Origin of the sequence: Frankia sp. CpI1-P (assembly GCF_001421075.1) — a bacterium.
GTDB classification, from domain to species: domain Bacteria; phylum Actinomycetota; class Actinomycetes; order Frankiales; family Frankiaceae; genus Frankia; species Frankia torreyi.
Genome location: NZ_LJJX01000002.1, coordinates 20892 through 37087, shown reverse-complemented (window position 1 = coordinate 37087; position 16196 = coordinate 20892). Strand labels below are relative to the sequence as shown.

At 69.3% G+C, this 16196-nt stretch carries 14 protein-coding genes and 17 pseudogenes; 8 read left to right on the top strand and 23 right to left on the bottom strand.

Annotated elements, in window-relative coordinates:
- Window positions 1–112 precede the first annotated feature (112 nt).
- The 19 genes and pseudogenes from FF86_RS01735 to FF86_RS01700 form a co-directional block, all read right to left on the bottom strand.
- Window positions 113–877 carry a DUF2786 domain-containing protein gene (locus FF86_RS01735; protein WP_044886205.1) on the bottom strand — a complete coding sequence of 255 codons (765 nt, stop codon included), beginning with the start codon at window positions 875–877 and terminating at the stop codon, window positions 113–115.
- A 206-nt stretch (window positions 878–1083) separates the two neighbouring features.
- Window positions 1084–1164: pseudogene (locus tag FF86_RS38100) on the bottom strand (hypothetical protein); the annotation flags it as partial.
- A gap of 1 nt (window position 1165) precedes the next feature.
- Window positions 1166–1737: pseudogene (locus tag FF86_RS38095) on the bottom strand (DNA-formamidopyrimidine glycosylase family protein); the annotation flags it as partial.
- A gap of 1 nt (window position 1738) precedes the next feature.
- The coding region (locus tag FF86_RS38090) for a DNA-formamidopyrimidine glycosylase family protein (protein ID WP_304438088.1) at window positions 1739–2055 on the bottom strand (317 nt) is incomplete at its 3' end.
- A 97-nt stretch (window positions 2056–2152) separates the two neighbouring features.
- Window positions 2153–2372, bottom strand: a pseudogene (locus FF86_RS38085) (putative dsRNA-binding protein); the annotation flags it as partial.
- A 1-nt stretch (window position 2373) separates the two neighbouring features.
- Window positions 2374–2599 (bottom strand): annotated as a pseudogene (locus tag FF86_RS38080) (ribonuclease III); the annotation flags it as partial.
- Window position 2600: 1 nt separating this feature from the next.
- A pseudogene (locus tag FF86_RS38075) lies at window positions 2601–2650 on the bottom strand (hypothetical protein); the annotation flags it as partial.
- Between the two features lies 1 nt (window position 2651).
- The coding region (locus FF86_RS38070; protein ID WP_304438087.1) for a ribonuclease III family protein at window positions 2652–2971 on the bottom strand (320 nt) is incomplete at its 3' end.
- Window positions 2968–3918 (bottom strand): annotated as a pseudogene (locus FF86_RS01720) (phosphate starvation-inducible protein PhoH); the annotation flags it as partial. The pseudogene FF86_RS01720 and the gene FF86_RS38070, both read right to left, overlap by 4 nt.
- Window position 3919: 1 nt before the next feature.
- Window positions 3920–4056: pseudogene (locus FF86_RS38065) on the bottom strand (phosphate starvation-inducible protein PhoH); the annotation flags it as partial.
- A 5-nt stretch (window positions 4057–4061) separates the two neighbouring features.
- The gene (gene rpmF, locus FF86_RS01715) at window positions 4062–4232 is read right to left on the bottom strand and encodes a 50S ribosomal protein L32 (RefSeq protein WP_009742317.1); all 171 of its coding nucleotides are present in this window, start codon (window positions 4230–4232) and stop codon (window positions 4062–4064) included.
- Window positions 4232–4846, bottom strand: coding sequence for a DUF177 domain-containing protein (locus tag FF86_RS01710; protein WP_044886209.1), 615 nt, complete (start codon window positions 4844–4846; stop codon window positions 4232–4234). Before FF86_RS01710 ends, rpmF begins: the two co-directional genes overlap by 1 nt.
- A gap of 326 nt (window positions 4847–5172) precedes the next feature.
- A pseudogene (gene coaD / locus FF86_RS01705) lies at window positions 5173–5511 on the bottom strand (pantetheine-phosphate adenylyltransferase); the annotation flags it as partial.
- Window position 5512: 1 nt separating this feature from the next.
- Window positions 5513–5587: pseudogene (locus FF86_RS38060) on the bottom strand (pantetheine-phosphate adenylyltransferase); the annotation flags it as partial.
- Between the two features lies 1 nt (window position 5588).
- Window positions 5589–5640: pseudogene (locus tag FF86_RS61705) on the bottom strand (pantetheine-phosphate adenylyltransferase); the annotation flags it as partial.
- Between the two features lie 17 nt (window positions 5641–5657).
- Window positions 5658–5789 (bottom strand): annotated as a pseudogene (locus FF86_RS38055) (16S rRNA (guanine(966)-N(2))-methyltransferase RsmD); the annotation flags it as partial.
- A gap of 24 nt (window positions 5790–5813) precedes the next feature.
- Window positions 5814–6215 (bottom strand): RsmD family RNA methyltransferase (locus tag FF86_RS31365; protein WP_242418043.1); only part of this gene is annotated, 402 nt, incomplete at its 3' end.
- Between the two features lie 11 nt (window positions 6216–6226).
- A pseudogene (locus FF86_RS38045) lies at window positions 6227–6353 on the bottom strand (hypothetical protein); the annotation flags it as partial.
- 1 nt (window position 6354) lies between these two features.
- Window positions 6355–8404, bottom strand: a 2050-nt coding sequence (locus FF86_RS01700; protein WP_242418001.1) for an ATP-dependent DNA helicase RecG, incomplete at its 3' end; no start/stop codon positions are given.
- Window positions 8405–8621: 217 nt separating this feature from the next.
- On the opposite strand from FF86_RS01700, the gene rpmB reads away from it, so the two are divergent.
- On the top strand, window positions 8622–8810 hold the full coding sequence (gene rpmB / locus FF86_RS01695) for a 50S ribosomal protein L28 (protein WP_055409184.1): 189 nt from the start codon (window positions 8622–8624) through the stop codon (window positions 8808–8810).
- A gap of 199 nt (window positions 8811–9009) precedes the next feature.
- Here the strand turns inward: rpmB and FF86_RS64795 are convergent.
- Window positions 9010–9953, bottom strand: a 944-nt coding sequence (locus tag FF86_RS64795; RefSeq protein ID WP_396229737.1) for a DUF222 domain-containing protein, incomplete at its 3' end; no start/stop codon positions are given.
- Window positions 9954–10306: 353 nt separating this feature from the next.
- Between FF86_RS64795 and FF86_RS38040 the strand changes: the two are divergent.
- From FF86_RS38040 to FF86_RS61700, 4 genes and pseudogenes are all read left to right on the top strand, one after another.
- Window positions 10307–10620: pseudogene (locus tag FF86_RS38040) on the top strand (D-alanine--D-alanine ligase A); the annotation flags it as partial.
- Between the two features lies 1 nt (window position 10621).
- A pseudogene (locus FF86_RS38035) lies at window positions 10622–10690 on the top strand (hypothetical protein); the annotation flags it as partial.
- A 1-nt stretch (window position 10691) separates the two neighbouring features.
- Window positions 10692–11338 (top strand): annotated as a pseudogene (locus tag FF86_RS38030) (D-alanine--D-alanine ligase family protein); the annotation flags it as partial.
- Window position 11339: 1 nt separating this feature from the next.
- A partial coding sequence (locus FF86_RS61700; protein ID WP_255355679.1) for a hypothetical protein occupies window positions 11340–11410 on the top strand: 71 nt, incomplete at its 5' end.
- Between the two features lie 112 nt (window positions 11411–11522).
- Here FF86_RS61700 and FF86_RS01680 read toward each other — a convergent pair.
- Together FF86_RS01680 and FF86_RS01675 are read right to left on the bottom strand one after the other, a co-directional pair.
- Window positions 11523–11932: DUF3515 domain-containing protein (locus FF86_RS01680; RefSeq protein WP_242418000.1), on the bottom strand; the 410-nt coding region annotated here is incomplete at its 3' end.
- Between the two features lie 385 nt (window positions 11933–12317).
- The gene (locus tag FF86_RS01675) at window positions 12318–12551 is read right to left on the bottom strand and encodes an Lrp/AsnC family transcriptional regulator (protein WP_009742309.1); all 234 of its coding nucleotides are present in this window, start codon (window positions 12549–12551) and stop codon (window positions 12318–12320) included.
- A 270-nt stretch (window positions 12552–12821) separates the two neighbouring features.
- Here FF86_RS01675 and FF86_RS38025 point away from each other — a divergent pair.
- The 3 genes and pseudogenes from FF86_RS38025 to murA all read left to right on the top strand — a co-directional run.
- A pseudogene (locus FF86_RS38025) lies at window positions 12822–13246 on the top strand (bifunctional hydroxymethylpyrimidine kinase/phosphomethylpyrimidine kinase); the annotation flags it as partial.
- Window position 13247: 1 nt separating this feature from the next.
- Window positions 13248–13643: PfkB family carbohydrate kinase (locus FF86_RS38020; protein ID WP_242417999.1), on the top strand; the 396-nt coding region annotated here is incomplete at its 5' end.
- A 101-nt stretch (window positions 13644–13744) separates the two neighbouring features.
- Entirely contained in the window at window positions 13745–15151 is a 1407-nt protein-coding gene (gene murA, locus FF86_RS01665) for a UDP-N-acetylglucosamine 1-carboxyvinyltransferase (RefSeq protein ID WP_044886213.1), read from the top strand.
- Between the two features lie 215 nt (window positions 15152–15366).
- Here murA and FF86_RS01660 read toward each other — a convergent pair.
- Window positions 15367–16195 (bottom strand): annotated as a pseudogene (locus FF86_RS01660) (NAD(P)H-dependent glycerol-3-phosphate dehydrogenase); the annotation flags it as partial.
- Window position 16196: the final 1 nt, after the last annotated feature.

Here is a 16196-nt window from a genome sequence, read left to right as displayed (position 1 = left end):
GCGCAGACAAGATCATCGGACCCGGCTACGCTCCGCCACGGACCTCCGGCCCCACACAGACCGCAGTTCCCAATCTTCCAGGCGGCAAGCTCTAGCCAGGAAGATCCGTCATCTATCCACGCGAGCCGATCGCTGGCGAGACCCGACCGGACACCCGGTTGCCGAGCCCGAGGTCGGCTCGCTCGCCGGCCAGGTAACCCGCCCGACCGCCGCTACCGGAAAGCTGACGCGCCCGCGGCGTCCGCAGGCGCGGGTAGACGGCGGCGAGATGCGCGTCCACCCGCTGACTCCGGTCCGCCAGGACCACCGCGACCGAGGGGCGACTCTCCAAGCCGTCGCCCTCCTCCGCCCGCTGCTGAGCCTGGGCCCGCTCGCGGGCCGTCCGTTCCGTACGGGCCAACCGCTGCGCGACGGCCAAGGCGAACCCGGCCATCCACGACCGGCGAAACGCTCTCGGGTCCTCATACCGCGGCGGGCGCGTGACGGCCAATCCGTGTGCCTGCTGCACAAGCAGCGAGGTGAACAACAACTGCACGCGGCGGATGTCCGCATCCATGCCGAAAAGGTGCGCGGAATGCTCCGTCCCGTGATCACGGCGAACCGTGCGATGCACGAGCCGGCATCCCAGCGGGGCTGCGATGCTCGCCAACAGCGAGACCTTGTCTCGGGCGTAGGGCGAGTCGACGGTAACCACAAGATCTGCGGCGGCGGCCCGACGCGGCGCGGCCTCCTCGATGAGCGCGCGATCGATCCCATACTGCGCGATGAGCTCGGCTGCCTTGACGTTGTAGGTCTCCCTGGCGGCCTCAGTGAGCCCCTCGGCCTCCGCCATGGCCAGGAGTTTTCGCACCCGACCAAGCAGCGCATCCGGATTCATGGCATCTCCGTCCCTCTCGCCTCGGGCGGCTCAAGCACGACCCGACGCCGTCGGTGGTGCCTCACCGAGCCGGGAGCATCCCCGGCTCGGCCCCGGATGAGGCGACAGTGTGGTCCAGCACGCGAGCGGGCCCTCACCGCCCTCACGCTGCGACGTCCGAGATCACCTCGCGAGGAGGTCACTGCCTTCGAACGTTTGATCGAAGCCTACCACCTGGGTCGGCGGGGTGGGCGCTGGCAGGTGGGACAGGTGAAACTGGACCTGTTCATGAAGGCGTCCCGGCGGATNGTGTCCCCACACCGGCTGCAGAGCAGACCTGCGCGACCGTAGACCTCCAGTGACCGCTCGAACAGTCCGCTGACCCCCTCGGTCGAGACATACAGCCTGTCGAAGGACGTCCCGCCCGCGTCGAGGGCCGCAATCATGACCGTACGGACGCAGTCCAGCAGCCGACGGATCTCGGGACGGGTCAATGTCTCCGTCGGACGGGCGTAGTGCAGCCTGGCCGCCCACAGCGCCTCGTCCGCGTAGATGTTGCCCACACCGCTGACCAGCGTCTGGTCGAGCAGCGCCCGCTTGACGCCGGTGCGGCGTCCACGCAGCCGTCGGACGACGAGGTCCTCGTCGAAGTCGGGATCAAGCGGGTCCCGGGCGATGTGAGCGACCGGCTCGGGCAGCTCCCCACCACCGACGGCGACCGCCAGGCCGCCGAAGGTTCGCTGGTCGACGAACCGCAGTTCCCGACCTCCATCAAGGAAGGTGAAGCGGATTCGCAGGTGCTTCTGATCCGGAGTCGCCGGCGGCACCACAAGGAGTTGACCGCTCATGCCGAGATGCGCGATCAGAGCGTCGTCGGGGGCNGATGACGGGCACGACGCCGACGAGGGCAGGCCCGTCGGCGCGCTTTCCGTCTCCGACTCGACCGCCAGCGCCGACACCGGCGCCTCGGCCGGGATCGCCGCCGCGGGTTCCGTCCTCAGTGCGAGCCAGAGGTACTTGCCACGACGTCTCGCGGCGGTCACCCGCCGCCCGACGAGCAGGGCGGAGAATTCACCCGCGCCGGCCGCATGACGGCGAACCGCACGCGGGTGACACACCGCAACCGAGGCGATGACCCGGCCGACGACGCCGCGCTGCAGCCCGCGGCGTACGACCTCCACCTCTGGTAGCTCTGGCATGATCTCCGACCGTCGGGGGCGGTGTCAGGGGCGGAACCGGCACGAGCCATCCGTGCGAAACGGAACGTCAGGGCATGGCAGTCGGTGGTCGTGGCCCTCAGTGACCCGAGACGTGCCCCCGGTCCAGTTGACCTGCCACGGAAGGATCACCGAGCACGGCGGGACCGGTCGGACTGCCGTCTGCATCCTGCTGCTCCGCTGCGGCCGCTCGACTCTCCAGCACGGCGAAGGCCGCTGCCGCAGCCCGCTGCTCCGCTTCCTTCTTGCTGCCGCCCTCGCCCTCGCCCAGCGGCTCGCCGGCGATGCGCGCGTGCGCTNTGAATCTCTTGGCGTGATCGGGGCCGGCCTCCTCGACCACATATTCAGGCGGTCCGAGAGCGAGCAGAGCCGTCTGTTCCTGCAACGATGTCTTCCAGTCCAGCCCGGCGCCGCGACCCGCAGCCTCGTCCAACAACGGATCGAACAGGCGATGCACGAAGATGGAGGCCGCGTCGAGGCCAGCCGAGAGATAGACCGCCCCGATGATGGCCTCGAGGGTATCGGCNAGAATGCTCGCCTTGTCGCGGCCCCCGGTCGTCTCCTCCCCTCGGCCGAGNAGCAGGTAGGGTCCCAGTCCGTTCGGACCGAGGCCACGAGCAACGTCGGCGAGTGCCCGCATGTTCACCACCGAGGCCCGCTGCTTGGCCAGCTGCCCCTCGGGAAGATCAGGATGACGGAGGAAGAGTGCGGCGGTCACGACGAGACCGAGCACGGCGTCACCCAGAAACTCCAACCGCTCGTTGGTGGGAAGACCACCCTTCTCGTAGGCGTAGGAACGGTGCGTGAGCGCCCGGTCCAGCAGCTCCGGATCGATGGCAGCCTCGAGGACCTCGATCAGGCCGTCCCGTGGCGGGGGAGGCGGAAGATGGCGCGTCATCCGGCCAACCCAGCCAGCGCCCGCCGCCGCGCCACCAGGATCGCCATCGCAGCCCGTGTCCGCGGGACGAGATCCCCGCGCACCGCCAAGGACGCCACCCTCAGCGCCGCGAGCAGCCCGCCGGCCCCGGCATCCACGGATCCTCCTTGGGTGTGCTCCGCATGGACCGCGACACCGTCGACCCCCAGCACGATCGTTCCCCCTCGCACATCAGGATCTTCCAATGTTCCCCATGCCGGATCCAGGCCGGCGTCCGTGCCGCCGGCAATATCTCGACGTTCCCAATCTCGACGTTCCCAGCTCGATACACCTCGAATGGTCGACAGCACGACATCACCGGTGTAACCGTCGGTCACCGCGACCTCCAGCCGCCGGTCTGAGCCTGCTGCTGAAGACCAACCAACGGCCGCCCGATCCTGACCGGCCGGCTCAGATCGGGCGAGAACACTTTCCACCGTGCACGGACCGACATAGTTCAGATCGAGCGACCGAAGCAGCTCGTCGGCGAGGCGCCGCGGCGGATCCGACAACGCCTCCCGGGGTCCCAGCAGCCCGATCCGGGGTGTGTCCACCGCGAACCGCAGGGTCGCGTATGCGCTGCCCAGCAGCGCGGACTGGGCAAGCTCGTCGGCCGTCACCCCGACGGTCGACCCGGCGTCACACAACACGACGCCCGCCTCCTGCCGCCCGATGATCGCAGCTAGTACCGCTCGTGTGGCACCGGGAAGCAGTCCGTAGGTGAACTGGGCAGCGGCGACGACCGATTCGATGGGCGCTACCGAGACCATCGCATCGGCGTCGCCCTCACGCGCCAGCCGGGCGGCCACCCTGACGCCGGCGTCCCTGCGCGAGCGGACATCGCGAAGGGCGGCGGGTCCCCCCGCCACCGTGCGGGTAGCGGATCTCAGCAGCACTCTTTCGCCAGCCGAGATGCCGAGCCGTGCAAGNTCCTCACGTACACCTTCCGCGGGCGAAACCAGGATCAGTACGAGACGCGGGTCCGCGTCCAACGCGCTGGGCAACGCCTCAAGGAGGGGCCCCACAGGGAGCCCCTCCCCAAGCAGATCAACGGCGATGCGGGTCACACCGGTCAGACGTCAAGCACCTGACGATCGTTGTACCGGCCGCACGTCGTGCACACGGTGTGCGGCCGGATCACGTGCCCCCGGGAGCACTTCGCGAGGGTCGGCACCTTGGCCTTCCACTGCGAACGGCGAGACCGGGTGTTGCTGCGCGAGGTGCGCCGCTTCGGGACGGCCACTATTCCTTCTCCTTGCTCTCGTCAGGGTCGGACCGACCCTGATCAGTTCCCGTCGGAGCGACGCCTTCCGCCATAGCGGACAACGCAGCCCACCGCGCGTCGAGGCGGTCGTGGGAGTGATTCGGCCCGACCTCGTCGAGCCGTGCCCCGCAGTCCACGCACAGTCCCGCGCAGTCCGGCCTGCAGGTGGGCGACAACGGTAGATCCAGTACCAGCGTGTCCCGGACCACGGGCTCCAGGTCAGCATGATCGTCTACGAGGACCCGGGCGTCGTCGTCATCCGCCACGTCCGCAGCTCGGTCAGCGTAGTAGAAAAGCTCCCGGATCTCGACGGTGCCGACGTCGGACACCTCGTCGAGACAGCGGCCGCACTCGCCCTGTAGCGGGGCCACGACCGTGCCGCTGACCAGCACCCCCTCGATCACCGACTCCAGCCGGAGATCCAACGTGGCGGTGGCCCCCGCGGGGACCCACATCATCTCGGTCCCGAGATCGGCGGGGAGCACCGCCTGGGCCCGGACACGGCGCATCGACCCCGGCCGCCGGCCGAGCTCGCGGGTGTCAAGCACCAGAGGGCCCTTGGGCGTCCTACGGCGGGGGGGGGATCCAGTCATGGCGGCAGTCGAATTCACGTCTAGGTTCGGCTCGGGAAAGCCCGCGGTGGCGGACCTTACATGGGGGTGGGGCTGTTGCAGCGCCGGCTGACGACCGAGAAGCCGGCCTCCGATGGCCCCTCAGGGCATCCCGGAGGACCGCCGGACGCACCCCAGCCAGTCGACGACTACGGATCCAGCGTATCCGATCGGGTCACGACACGGCCCGCACGCTGTCGGCACCCGCCGGGGGACATCCGGCCCCCCATGGCCACTCATCCAGCCCCGGTGTGAAGCGGGCTGCAGGGCGAGCGGCCTCGGGCGCACCCCAGCGGCTGCGGTAGCGACTACTCGACCGCGCGCTCGCGGAGCTGCTTGAGCACCACATCGGGCACGAGGTGCGAGACGTCTCCACCGTAGCGAGCGACCTCCTTCACCAGGCTTGAAGACAGAAACGCATACTGCGGGTTCGTGCTCATGAAGAGCGTTTCCACACCTGCGAGCGAATTGTTCATCTGCGCCATCTGAAGTTCGTAGTCAAAGTCGCTGACCGCGCGCAGACCTTTGACGATCGACTGGATACCACGCGCACGACAGAAGTCGACCACCAGGCCGTGTGACGCATCCACCACTACGTTGGACGGCGCCATCGGATGATTGCGCACCGCCTCACGAATGAGCTCCATNCGCTCATCGATGGTGAACAGGGTGGCCTTGTTCTTGTTGATCGAAACGGCGACCACGACCTCGTCGAAGAGCTTGNTCGCCCTGATGACGATGTCGAGATGGCCGTTAGTGATCGGATCAAATGAACCNGGACAGACTGCCCTCCTCATGATCGAATACCGTACCAGAGAACACCCTCTCCGTACCTCCGGTCACGCAGCGCGAACAAGCCATCCGGCCACGCAACCGGACCCGACCGGTGAGACCTCTCGACTACACAGACACCGTCCGCAGCCAGNCATGCGCCACAACAGAGCTTTGNCAGCACTTCGCCGAGCTCGACGTCGCTCATCGCATATGGCGGATCGAGAAACATCACGTCGTAGGGATCCCCCGAAGTGTTCTGCACCACACGTGACACCGGGGCCTGCACGATCTCGGCGCCCGAAAGCCCCAGGGCAGTCACGTTCCGCCGCAGGGCTCGGACCGCTACCGGATCATGATCGACAAGAAGAGCATGTGACGCGCCGCGGGACAGCGCCTCCAGGCCCACCGCACCCGAACCCGCGTAGAGATCCGCAACCCGGGCACCCGGCAGGTCGACACACGTCGACAACGTGTTGAACAGACCCTCGCGGGCACGATCCGACGTCGGTCGGGTGGATCGACCCGCGGGAACGACGAGTTGTCGACCACCTGCGGTCCCACCGATAATTCGCGTCATCGAGGCGCTGGTCATCCCTTCTCGAGAAAGGCCGCGCTGGCATCATCGAGCGCTGCGTCAAGCAGCCGCCGCAGGGCGGGATGCTGATCCAGTTCGGGATCGGCATCAACCAATCGGGTTGCCTCGATGCGCGCCTCCNGGATCAGCTCCTCGTCCCTCAGCAGCGCCAGCAGCTTCAGGGATCGGCGTCCCCCTGACTGGGCCGCGCCGAGTACATCCCCCTCCCGGCGTTGAGCAAGATCGAGTCGGGCGAGCTCCGCGCCGTCGTTGGTCGCGGCGACCGCTCCCAGCCTTTCCCAGGCTGGCGTGCCCTGGTCCGCCGCCGTATGCAACAGGCACCACCCGGGTGCGGTGCCGCGCCCCACCCGTCCGCGCAGCTGGTGCAGCTGCGACACACCGAACCGATCCGCGTCGAGAACCACCATCACCGTCGCGTTGGGCACGTTCACCCCGACCTCGATGACCGTGGTCGCCACCAGCACATCGATCTGCCCCTCGGCGAAGCGGGTCATCGTGGCCTCCCGCTGTGCTGCCGGGAGGCGGCCATGCAGCGATTCCACCCGCAGGCCCGCAAGTTCACCGTCCACCAACTGTGGCAGCACGTCCGTCACCGTCGCCGCCGGACGTCCCACCCGCCCCGCCGCCTCGTCCGAGAGCGCACCGGGATCGTCGTCCACGCTGTCCCCCCCGATTCGGGGGCAGACAACGTAGGCCTGGCGGCCGGCCGCAACCTCATCACGGATCCGACCCCACATCCGATCGGCCCACGAGCGGATGGCCGCAGGAACGACGAACGTGGCGATCGGAGAACGGCCGCTCGGCAACTCGGTGAGCTCGGATACCTCGAGATCCCCGAAGACCGTCATGGCCACGGTCCGTGGGATCGGGGTCGCTGTCATGACAAGCAGATGCGGTGGGCGCCGGCCCCGTGCCCGCAGCGCGTCACGCTGTTCGACGCCGAACCGATGCTGCTCGTCGACGATGATCAGCCCGAGATCCGCGAAGATGACCTCTTCGTGCAGCAGAGCATGGGTCCCCACGATGAGACCGGCTGAGCCCTCCGCGATGTCCGCCAACGCCTCCCGCCGAGCGCGGGCGCCCATCGAACCAGTGACCAGGGTCACCCGAGTCGCTTGTTCGTCGGCACCGAGCTCGCCGGATCGCGCCAGATCGCCGAGCATCTCCCGCAGGCTCCGGCAATGCTGGGCTGCGAGCGTCTCGGTCGGTGCGAGAAGGACAGCCTGGCCGCCCGCATCGACCACGATAAGCATCGACCGGAGCGCCACGACCGTCTTGCCCGACCCGACCTCGCCCTGCAGGAGGCGGTGCATCGGCACCGGGCGCCCGATATCCCCCGCGATGGTGGCACCCACCTCACGCTGGCCCGCTGTGAGGGGGAAGGGCAGCGCGGCATCGAACGCGGCCAGCAGTCCGTCCGGCCTGGCGCTGCGGGCGGTCGTCGCCAACGCTTCCACCTCGCGGCGACGGCGCGCCAGCGCTACCTGGAGGACCAGAGCCTCGTCCCAGGTCAGACGCTTGCGCCCCGTAGCGACGTCGCCGCGGTTGGAAGGTTGATGCACCAGCCGGTAAGCCTCAGCGAGCGTGGACAGTCGATGCCGCCGACGCAGCTCCTCCGGCAACGGGTCCTCGAGAGGACCGAGGGAGTCCAAGGCCAGGCGGATGCATCTGGCCAAGGTCCAGCTCGGTACTTTGGCGGCGGCGGGATAGATCGGCACCAGCGCGTTTGCGAACAGCGGGCCGGTGACGTCGCCCTCGACCTCCGACTCCAGCAGCTGGACCTCGGGGTTGGTCAGCTGCCGGCGGCCGCGGTACTCGTCGATCTTCCCGGCGAACAGCGCTGTCGTCCCGGGGCGGAGGTCGCGTTCGCGCCAGCTCTGGTTGAAGAAGGTCAGAGCCAGCGCATGGGTGCCGTCTGTCACGGTGACTCGCAGCATGGATCGGCGGCTGCCCCGCATCGGTCGGCGCTCGATCTTCTCCACCCGCGCCTGGACCGTGACTGTGTCACCGACGACCAGGTCGGCGAGATCCGTCAGTTCGCCCCGCTCGTGATACCGGCGGGGCAGGTGTGCGAGGAGGTCACCGACCACATACAGCTCGAGGCCCTCCGCCAACAGGGTGGCGGCCCGCGGACCGAGGAGTGACTTCAGGGGCGTGTCGAGGTCGACCACACCCAGATACTGCCCGAACCGCCGACGACGCCGAGCTCCCTCGCCTTGTGCCCCACGGCCGAGACCACAGCGCCTGAGGTAACCTCAACCTGGTCTCTGCTGCGCGAGTTCTCCCGACCAGGCCATCAGGCTCACGGGATGAGTACGATCGCGGTCCTGACCGCCCGACGTCCCGGGCATGCACCGGGACCATTACTACTTCGACGGAGTGTTTTTCGTGTCTTCGGTGTGCGACGTCTGCGGCAAGGGACCGGGCTTCGGTATGTCGGTCTCCCACTCCCACCGACGCACTCGCCGTCGCTGGAACCCGAACATCCAGACAGTCCGTGCCGTCGTGGGTGGCACCCGTCGGCGACTGAACGTCTGCACCTCCTGCATCAAGGCGGGCAAGGTCGCGCGCGCCTGACGCGCTCTACACCACTTCGTCGAGGTAGGGTTCGGGCTCGCTGACGAACTGATGCCCGGTCTGGCTCGTCCAGACGTGGTGACCCGGCACGGGTTGGCTCAGGATCCAGATCCCGGCATGCTTCAACCGGTGGTGATGACGGCACAGCGGATCCGTGTTGTCGACCCGAGTCTTCCCACCCTCCGCGCGCGACGTCGTNTGATCAAGATCGCAGTCTCGTGCCGGCTTGAGGCATCCCGGGAAGACGCAGGTCCTGTCCCGTGCGCGGACGAACCGGGCCATCGCTGGCGAAGGATGGCGTCTGTCTCCCACGTCGAGCACCGAACCGTCAATGGGATCGGTGACGATGCGCCGCCAGCTCGAACGTGAGCCGTGGGCGAGCTCGCGGGCCAGCTCGGCCGGGATCGGACCGTACCCTTCGAGCTCGCCGGGCGCGGTCGAGAGCCCCATCAACGTTGCCAGGGACACCACGACCGAGACCTCGGTGGCGACTGGGCCGTGTCGCTCGCCCATCACCAGATCGACCAACACGTCGGCCCGACGCTCACCGATACTGCGCTCGTCGTCCGGCCCCCCGGCGTCTCGGGCCAGCGCATCGATGCGCCGATAGACGGCAACCATCCGATCCGCGGGCAACAACACCGACAGCTCCCCCATCCCGTCCTCCTTGGCGCGGGTCCGAACGTGACGGTCGCGCTCCCGCCGGCGCCGACGCTGGTCAGCCCCGTCCGGATCGACGGCGAGAACCGACCTGGTCACCGCGGCCCGGAAGCTGGGGCAGCTCGCCCGTGCTCCGCGCGCCAGCACCCTGTTCTCGACCGTACGGGCCTGGCTGACGTCGAGGCTTTTCGTGACGTCGGCCATCGCCCTCACCCGGTCAAGATCGATCTCGCCGGACTCCAACGCCGCAAGCGTCTCGGGCAGCCGGTCGACCACCGCCACTGCCAGCTCAAGCTGGCGTCCGGCGGCGGCGGGCGCGGAACGCGCCACGGCGGCGATCTCATCCCCGGCGAACTCGCTGAATCCCCGTTCCGCGCCCTCCCGGTCGCCCGCAAGCGGAGGACGGAGCCTGGCGAACCTGGCCCGCACGCGCAGCCGCCACGCCTCGAGCCTCGCCAGTTCCCGGGCGATCCGGCCGTCCATATGGAGGCACTCGTCGTCGCTCAGGTCATCCACGGACCGCCCGAACACGGTCNCCGGACCGGGTGACGGACTCGCCCGGTCCGCGTCCGCCGATGCGGACCGGCCTGCGCACTCACCTTCGGTGGACCGGGCCACGCCGTCCTGAGGGGTCTCGCCGACCCCTGAAGTCAAATCGAACATGTATTCGATTATGCATCACCGCCACGACGCCTTCGCCCCGACGCCCGCGATCGACCGGTCGGGGCTGGCCATCGGGCCGTCCGGCGCCAGCCAGTCGGCCGAACGGTGACGGCCCCGGACGCCGTCACCGGGTGCGGCCCCGGACCCCGGCGCCGATCCGTTAGTGTCCCGGCATGGCAGGTACCAGGCGTCGGATTCGACTCGCCCTCCTGTTCGGCGGCCGCAGCACGGAGCACGCGATCTCCTGCGTGTCTGCCGGCGGCGTGCTGCGCGCGCTCGACCCCGACGTCTACGACGTCGTCCTGGTCGGCATCGACCCGTCGGGGCGCTGGGTCCTCCTGCCCGACGTGCATGCCCTCGCACCGGCGGACGGAGAACTTCCCCGGGTCACGGCGTCTCGGGGGACGAGTGTCGTGCTTGCTCCGGACCCGACCGCGTCACGTTGGTTCCCGCGCGATGGTGCGGAGTCCATCCAGGGCCCGCTCGGNGACGTCGATGTGGTCTTCCCGCTCCTGCATGGTCCTTTCGGCGAGGACGGGACCGTGCAGGGCCTCCTCNAGATGGCCGGGGTGCCGTACGTCGGCTCAGGTGTCTTCGCGAGCGCGGCCGCCATGGACAAGCAGCACATGAAGTCCATGCTGCGGGCCGCGGGCCTGCCCGTCGGCCCGTACGCCGTGGTGCGAGCCGGCCAGACCCTGTCCGAAGCCGACCAGGACCGTCTGGGCCTGCCGGTCTTCGTCAAGCCGGCCCGTGGTGGCTCCAGCATCGGCATCAGCCGAGTGGACGCCTGGGCCGATCTGGACACGGCGGTCAAGACGGCCCGGGCGAACGACCCCAAGGTCCTCGTCGAGGCGGCGATTGCGGGACGTGAGATCGAATGCGGGGTGCTCGGCCGGCTGGACGAGCCCGGCGCGCAGGCCAGCGTCCCGGCCGAGATCACCGTCACCTCGTCGACGGGCTTCTACGACTTCGAGGCGAAGTACGTCTCGGACCAGACCCGCTTCGACATCCCCGCGCGGCTGTCCTCGTCGGCGCTGGCCCGAGTGCGGCAGGTGGCGGTGGCGGCGTTCGAGGCGCTCGACTGCGCCGGACTCGCGCGGGTCGACGTGTTCGTCACCCCGGACGATCAGGTGGTCGTCAACGAGGTCAACACGATGCCGGGCTTCACTCCGACGTCGATGTTCCCCAGGATGTGGGCGGCGAGCNGGATTACCTATCCGGATCTGGTCGACCGGCTCGTGCGGCTCGCCCTACGTGACGGCGCCGGGTTGCGGTGACCATCCGGCCGACCTCTGGGTGGACCCCGTCCGAGCAGTCGTCCGGCCTCACGGCGTCGTCGAAACGCTGTGCGCCCGCACGGCCGGGCCGACGGAGACGAGGATGTCGAANGGTTGCACCTCGGTCGACCCGGAACCCGGCAGGGTGAGAACGACGTGGGGCGATCGGGTCGGAGTCGAGTACCGCACGGTCTCACCGAGCTTCTCCGCGAACCACCCGACACCATCGACCTCCGACAACATCGAGTCCGGCCGGTAGCTCGCCGGCACCCCCGAGACCCCGCAGGTGAGGACGATCGGTCCCCCGCCGTAGGCCGCCGCGGTGTCCCGCGGCGGATCAAGTCGACGCCGGTCGAGGCCGTGACCGAGTGAGGACGGCAACACCCCGATGAGGGCCGCGCAGGACGCACGGTCGGCCGGCGCCGGCACCGGGACATTGGTCAGTCGGACCGGTCCCGGCCCGCTGCAACCCGCCACCAGCAGGCATCCCACGGTGCCGCAGGCGGTGAGTCCGGCGGCCATCCGGCGCGGCGCCAGGGCCGAAGGCCGGGTCCATGGCCGCCAACTGGCGCTCCGCGAGTCGACCCGGCTCAGATCGACTCGCCCGGAGTCCACCCGCCAGGCTGCCGCCGACCGACCCGCCCGCCGGGCGGCTGGCAGACGTCGACCCTGCTTGTCACGACCCACTGCTGTCACGACCCACTGCTGTCATGTCCCGATTGTGGCCATCGCAGGGACCGCCCGCCGGGCGTCCGTCGACCCCACCGACAGCGGCCGTTGCCGACTGACGGTCAGGGTCTGCCCGTGCAGGGCCTGCCCGTGTTCCTGCCCGGATCCCCGGACGGACGATCGGCGGACGAAGCGCCAGCATGCCCNCCGCCCCAACCGAGGCGCGGGCGGGCGGCCTTCAGAAGTGGACGACCGGGCAGGTCAGCGTGCGGGTGATGCCATCGACCGACTGCACCCTCGACATGACCATCTTGCCCAGATCGTCCACCGTGGGCGCTTCAGCGCGCACGATGACGTCGTAAGGACCGGTCACGTCCTCTGCCTGGGTGACCCCAGGGATCTGCTCGATCTCCTTGGCAACCGACGCGGACTTGCCGACCTCGGTCTGGATAAGGATGTACGCGTGGACCACAGACGCTCCCTCGTCGGACGTCAACAGCCCGTCGAGCAGAACTACGGGCCGACAGAAGGTAACAGGCAAACGGGCCGGATGAGAGCCTCTGAGGCCGAGGAATTTCTTCGACTCGACNGACGGGCGCCGGTCGACGCCCTCCGCACGCTCATCCGGCCCCAATCCTGGGGTGCGACGGCCCGATCTCGTACCCGATTGTGATGGCAACCACGATTCTCGCTACTGATAGTGAAGCCCGAGGAGACACATGAGGGTTCGGAGCGTCCCGTGATCAGACCCGCTCCCGGCGCCGCGTCCCCGGCCACGGCGCCACCACGGGTGCTGACCATCGCGGGCTCCGATTCGGGCGGCGGAGCGGGGATTCAGGCCGATCTCAAGACGATGCTCGCGTTCGGCGTCCATGGGATGAGCGCCATCGTCGCCGTGACGGCGCAGAACTCGCTGGGCGTCCATGGTGTCTGGGATCTACCGCCCGAGGCGGTCCGCGCCCAGATCAGGGCGGTGGTGGACGACATCGGGGTCGACGCGGTCAAGACCGGCATGCTGTCCTCGGCCGCCCTCGTCGCCCTGGTCGCCACGGAGCTGAAGCGCGTCGCCGCACCGGTCGTGGTCGATCCGGTGGGCGTGTCGAAGCACGGCGACCCGCTGCTCGCACCGGACGCGGTCGACGTCGTCCGCCGGGAGCTCATGCCGCGNGCGACGATCGCGACTCCGAACCTGGACGAGGTCCGCCTGTTGACCGGTGTGGCCGTGCGGGACGAGGCCGACCTGCCCCGGGCCGCCGCGGCGATGCTCGCGCTGGGGCCGCGTTGGGTGCTGATCAAGGGTGGTCATCTATCCGGTGACGCGGTCGATCTGCTGACCGACGGCTCTACGGAGATCCTCTTGCGCAGCCGTCGGATGGACCGGCGACACACCCACGGCACCGGCTGCACACTGGCCTCCGCGATCGCCTCGAGGCTGGCGGGAGGAGACTCACCGACGCAGGCAGTTCGGGCCGCGAAGGAGTACGTCAGTGGCGCGCTCGCGGCCGGTTTCCCCCTCGGGGCGGGGATCGGCCCGGTAGATCACGGTTATCGTCACCGCAGGTAGCCGGCGGTGGTCCGGGCCGAGCCGGCCCGTGCGATGTCTGGTTCAATCGCCCCGCCGCATGTGACCTGACGCATCCGCATCATCGCCGTGGGAGGTAGCCCGTGGGGGCGAACAGTGCTGCAGTGGCCACGCAGGCAGGCGCCACCCAGGCAGGCGTGGACCACCGGTGGTACCGCATCAGCGGCGGCGCTCCACTGCAGGGCTCGGTCGAGGCGTCCGGCGCCAAGAACTCGGTCACCAAACTGCTCGTGGCCACCCTGCTCACCCCTCAACCGTGCACGCTGACCCGGGTCCCGCGGATCGCCGAGGTCGAGGTCGTTCTGGGCATGCTCACGGAGCTCGGCACCCAGGTGGAATGGCTCGACGAGCACACGGTGCGGCTCACCACCGAACGGATCGTCGACGCCTCGCTGTCGGAGGCCTATTCCGGGGTGAACCGCATCCCGATCCTCATGATGGGTCCGCTGCTGCACCGCGTCGGCGAGGCGGTGATCCCGCTCCCCGGCGGGTGCCGCATCGGGAAGCGACCTGTCGACTTCCATCTCGCCGGGCTGCGGGCGATGGGTGCGGAGATCGTCGAGCAGGTGCGTTCCGTGCAGGTCAAGACCCTCGGCCTACACGGCACCCACGTCGCCCTGCCGTTCCCGAGCGTCGGCGCGACCGAGAACCTGCTGCTCGCGGCGGTGCGCGCGCAGGGCACCACGGTGATTTCCAATGCCGCGGTGGAACCGGAGGTCGTCGACCTCATCCTGTTCCTGCAGCAGATGGGCGCCCTGGTCGACGTGGAGGCCGACCGGACGATCGTCGTCCAGGGCGTCGCGACGCTGCGCGGCGCCACGCACGCGCCCATCCACGACCGGATCGAGGTGGCGTCGTTCGCCGCCGCCGCGGTGGCCACCGGGGGACGGGTGGAGGTGATCGGCGCCCGGCAGGAGCATCTGATGACGTTCCTGAACCACCTGCGCCGGCTCGGCGGCGAGTTCGAGGTGACCCCGCGTGGCATGACGTTCTTCCGAGCCCGACCGCTCACCGCCGCGCATGTGCAGACCGACGTGCACCCCGGGTTCATGACTGACTGGCAGCAGCCGCTGGTGGTGCTGTTGACCCAGGCCAGGGGAGCCTCGGTGATCCATGAGACGATCTACGAGGACCGGTTCGGTTACACTCGTCAGCTCGCGGAGATGGGTGCCGACATCGCGCTGTCGACGCTGTGTCTCGGCGGCAAGTCGTGCAGGTTCGCCGCCCGCGACTTCGAGCACTCGGCGGTCGTGAGCGGCCCGACCCCCCTCACCGGCGGTGATCTTACGATTCCCGACCTGCGGGCGGGCTTCGCCTACGTGCTCGCCGCGTTGGTCGCGGACGGAACGAGCATCATCCGCGGGACCAGATTCCTCGAGCGCGGGTACGAGGACCCGGTCGGCAAGCTCCGCTCGATCGGGGCCCGCGTCGACGCCGATCCGGTACCCGCCCCCCGCGCTGCCGGCCCGTCACCCGAGCCCCCCGCCTGACCAAGTCCACGCCGACCCACGAGCCACGCCAGACCCACGAGCCACGCCAGACCCACGAGCCACGCCAGACCCACGAGCCACGCCAGACCCACGAGCCACGCCAGACCCACGAGCCACGCCAGACCCACGAGCCACGCCAGACCCACGAGCCAGGAGCCACGCCAGAGCCGGCAGGAGTGTCATCCGCGGCCGGCCCCTCCGGTCTGGCGCCGACGTCACCGAAGTGGTCGGTACTCCGGCCCCGGCTCCCGGCTCATCAGATCCTTGACCGCCTCCAGCGGCGGCAGACCCTCGTAGAGGACCCGCTCGACCTGTTGCGTGATGGGCATCGAGACGCCGAGCTGATCGGCCATGGCCAGCAACGGTCGGCAGGACCGCACCCCCTCCGCGACCTGCCGCTGCTCCGCCTCCACCTGCTCCAGGCTGAGTCCGCGCCCCAGCTTCTCGCCGAAGGTCCGGTTGCGCGACAGCGGCGAGCCACAGGTCGCCACGAGATCGCCGAGCCCCGCCAGTCCGGCGAAGGTCATCGGTTCCGCGCCCAGCGCGATACCGAGCCGCGCAGTCTCGGCCAGACCCCGGGTGATCAGGGAGGCGAGGCTGTTGGTACCGAAGCCCATGCCCTCGAGCATTCCCGCGGCAAGGGCGATGACGTTCTTCACCGCGCCGCCAAGCTCGCATCCCGTCACATCATGGTTGGTGTAGGGCCGGAAGTAGGGGGTCCAGCAGGCAGCCTGGACGACTTGCGCCGTCCGGGTCGAGGTGCTGGCGACCACGGTCGCCGCCGGATGTTCGGCGGCGATCTCATGGGCCAGGTTCGGGCCGCTGACGACCGCTATCCGGTCGGGCGTCACTCCGGCGACCTCGGCGATGACCTGGCTCATGCGCAGCCGGCTACCCGCCTCGACCCCTTTCATCAGACTGACGTAGATAGCGTCGGGTGCGATCCGCGGCACCCAGCGGGCGAGCACCGAACGCAGCGCCTGGGAGGGAACGGCCAGCACCACGAGCTCAGCGCCCGCCAACGCGCCGCCCGGATCGGACGTCN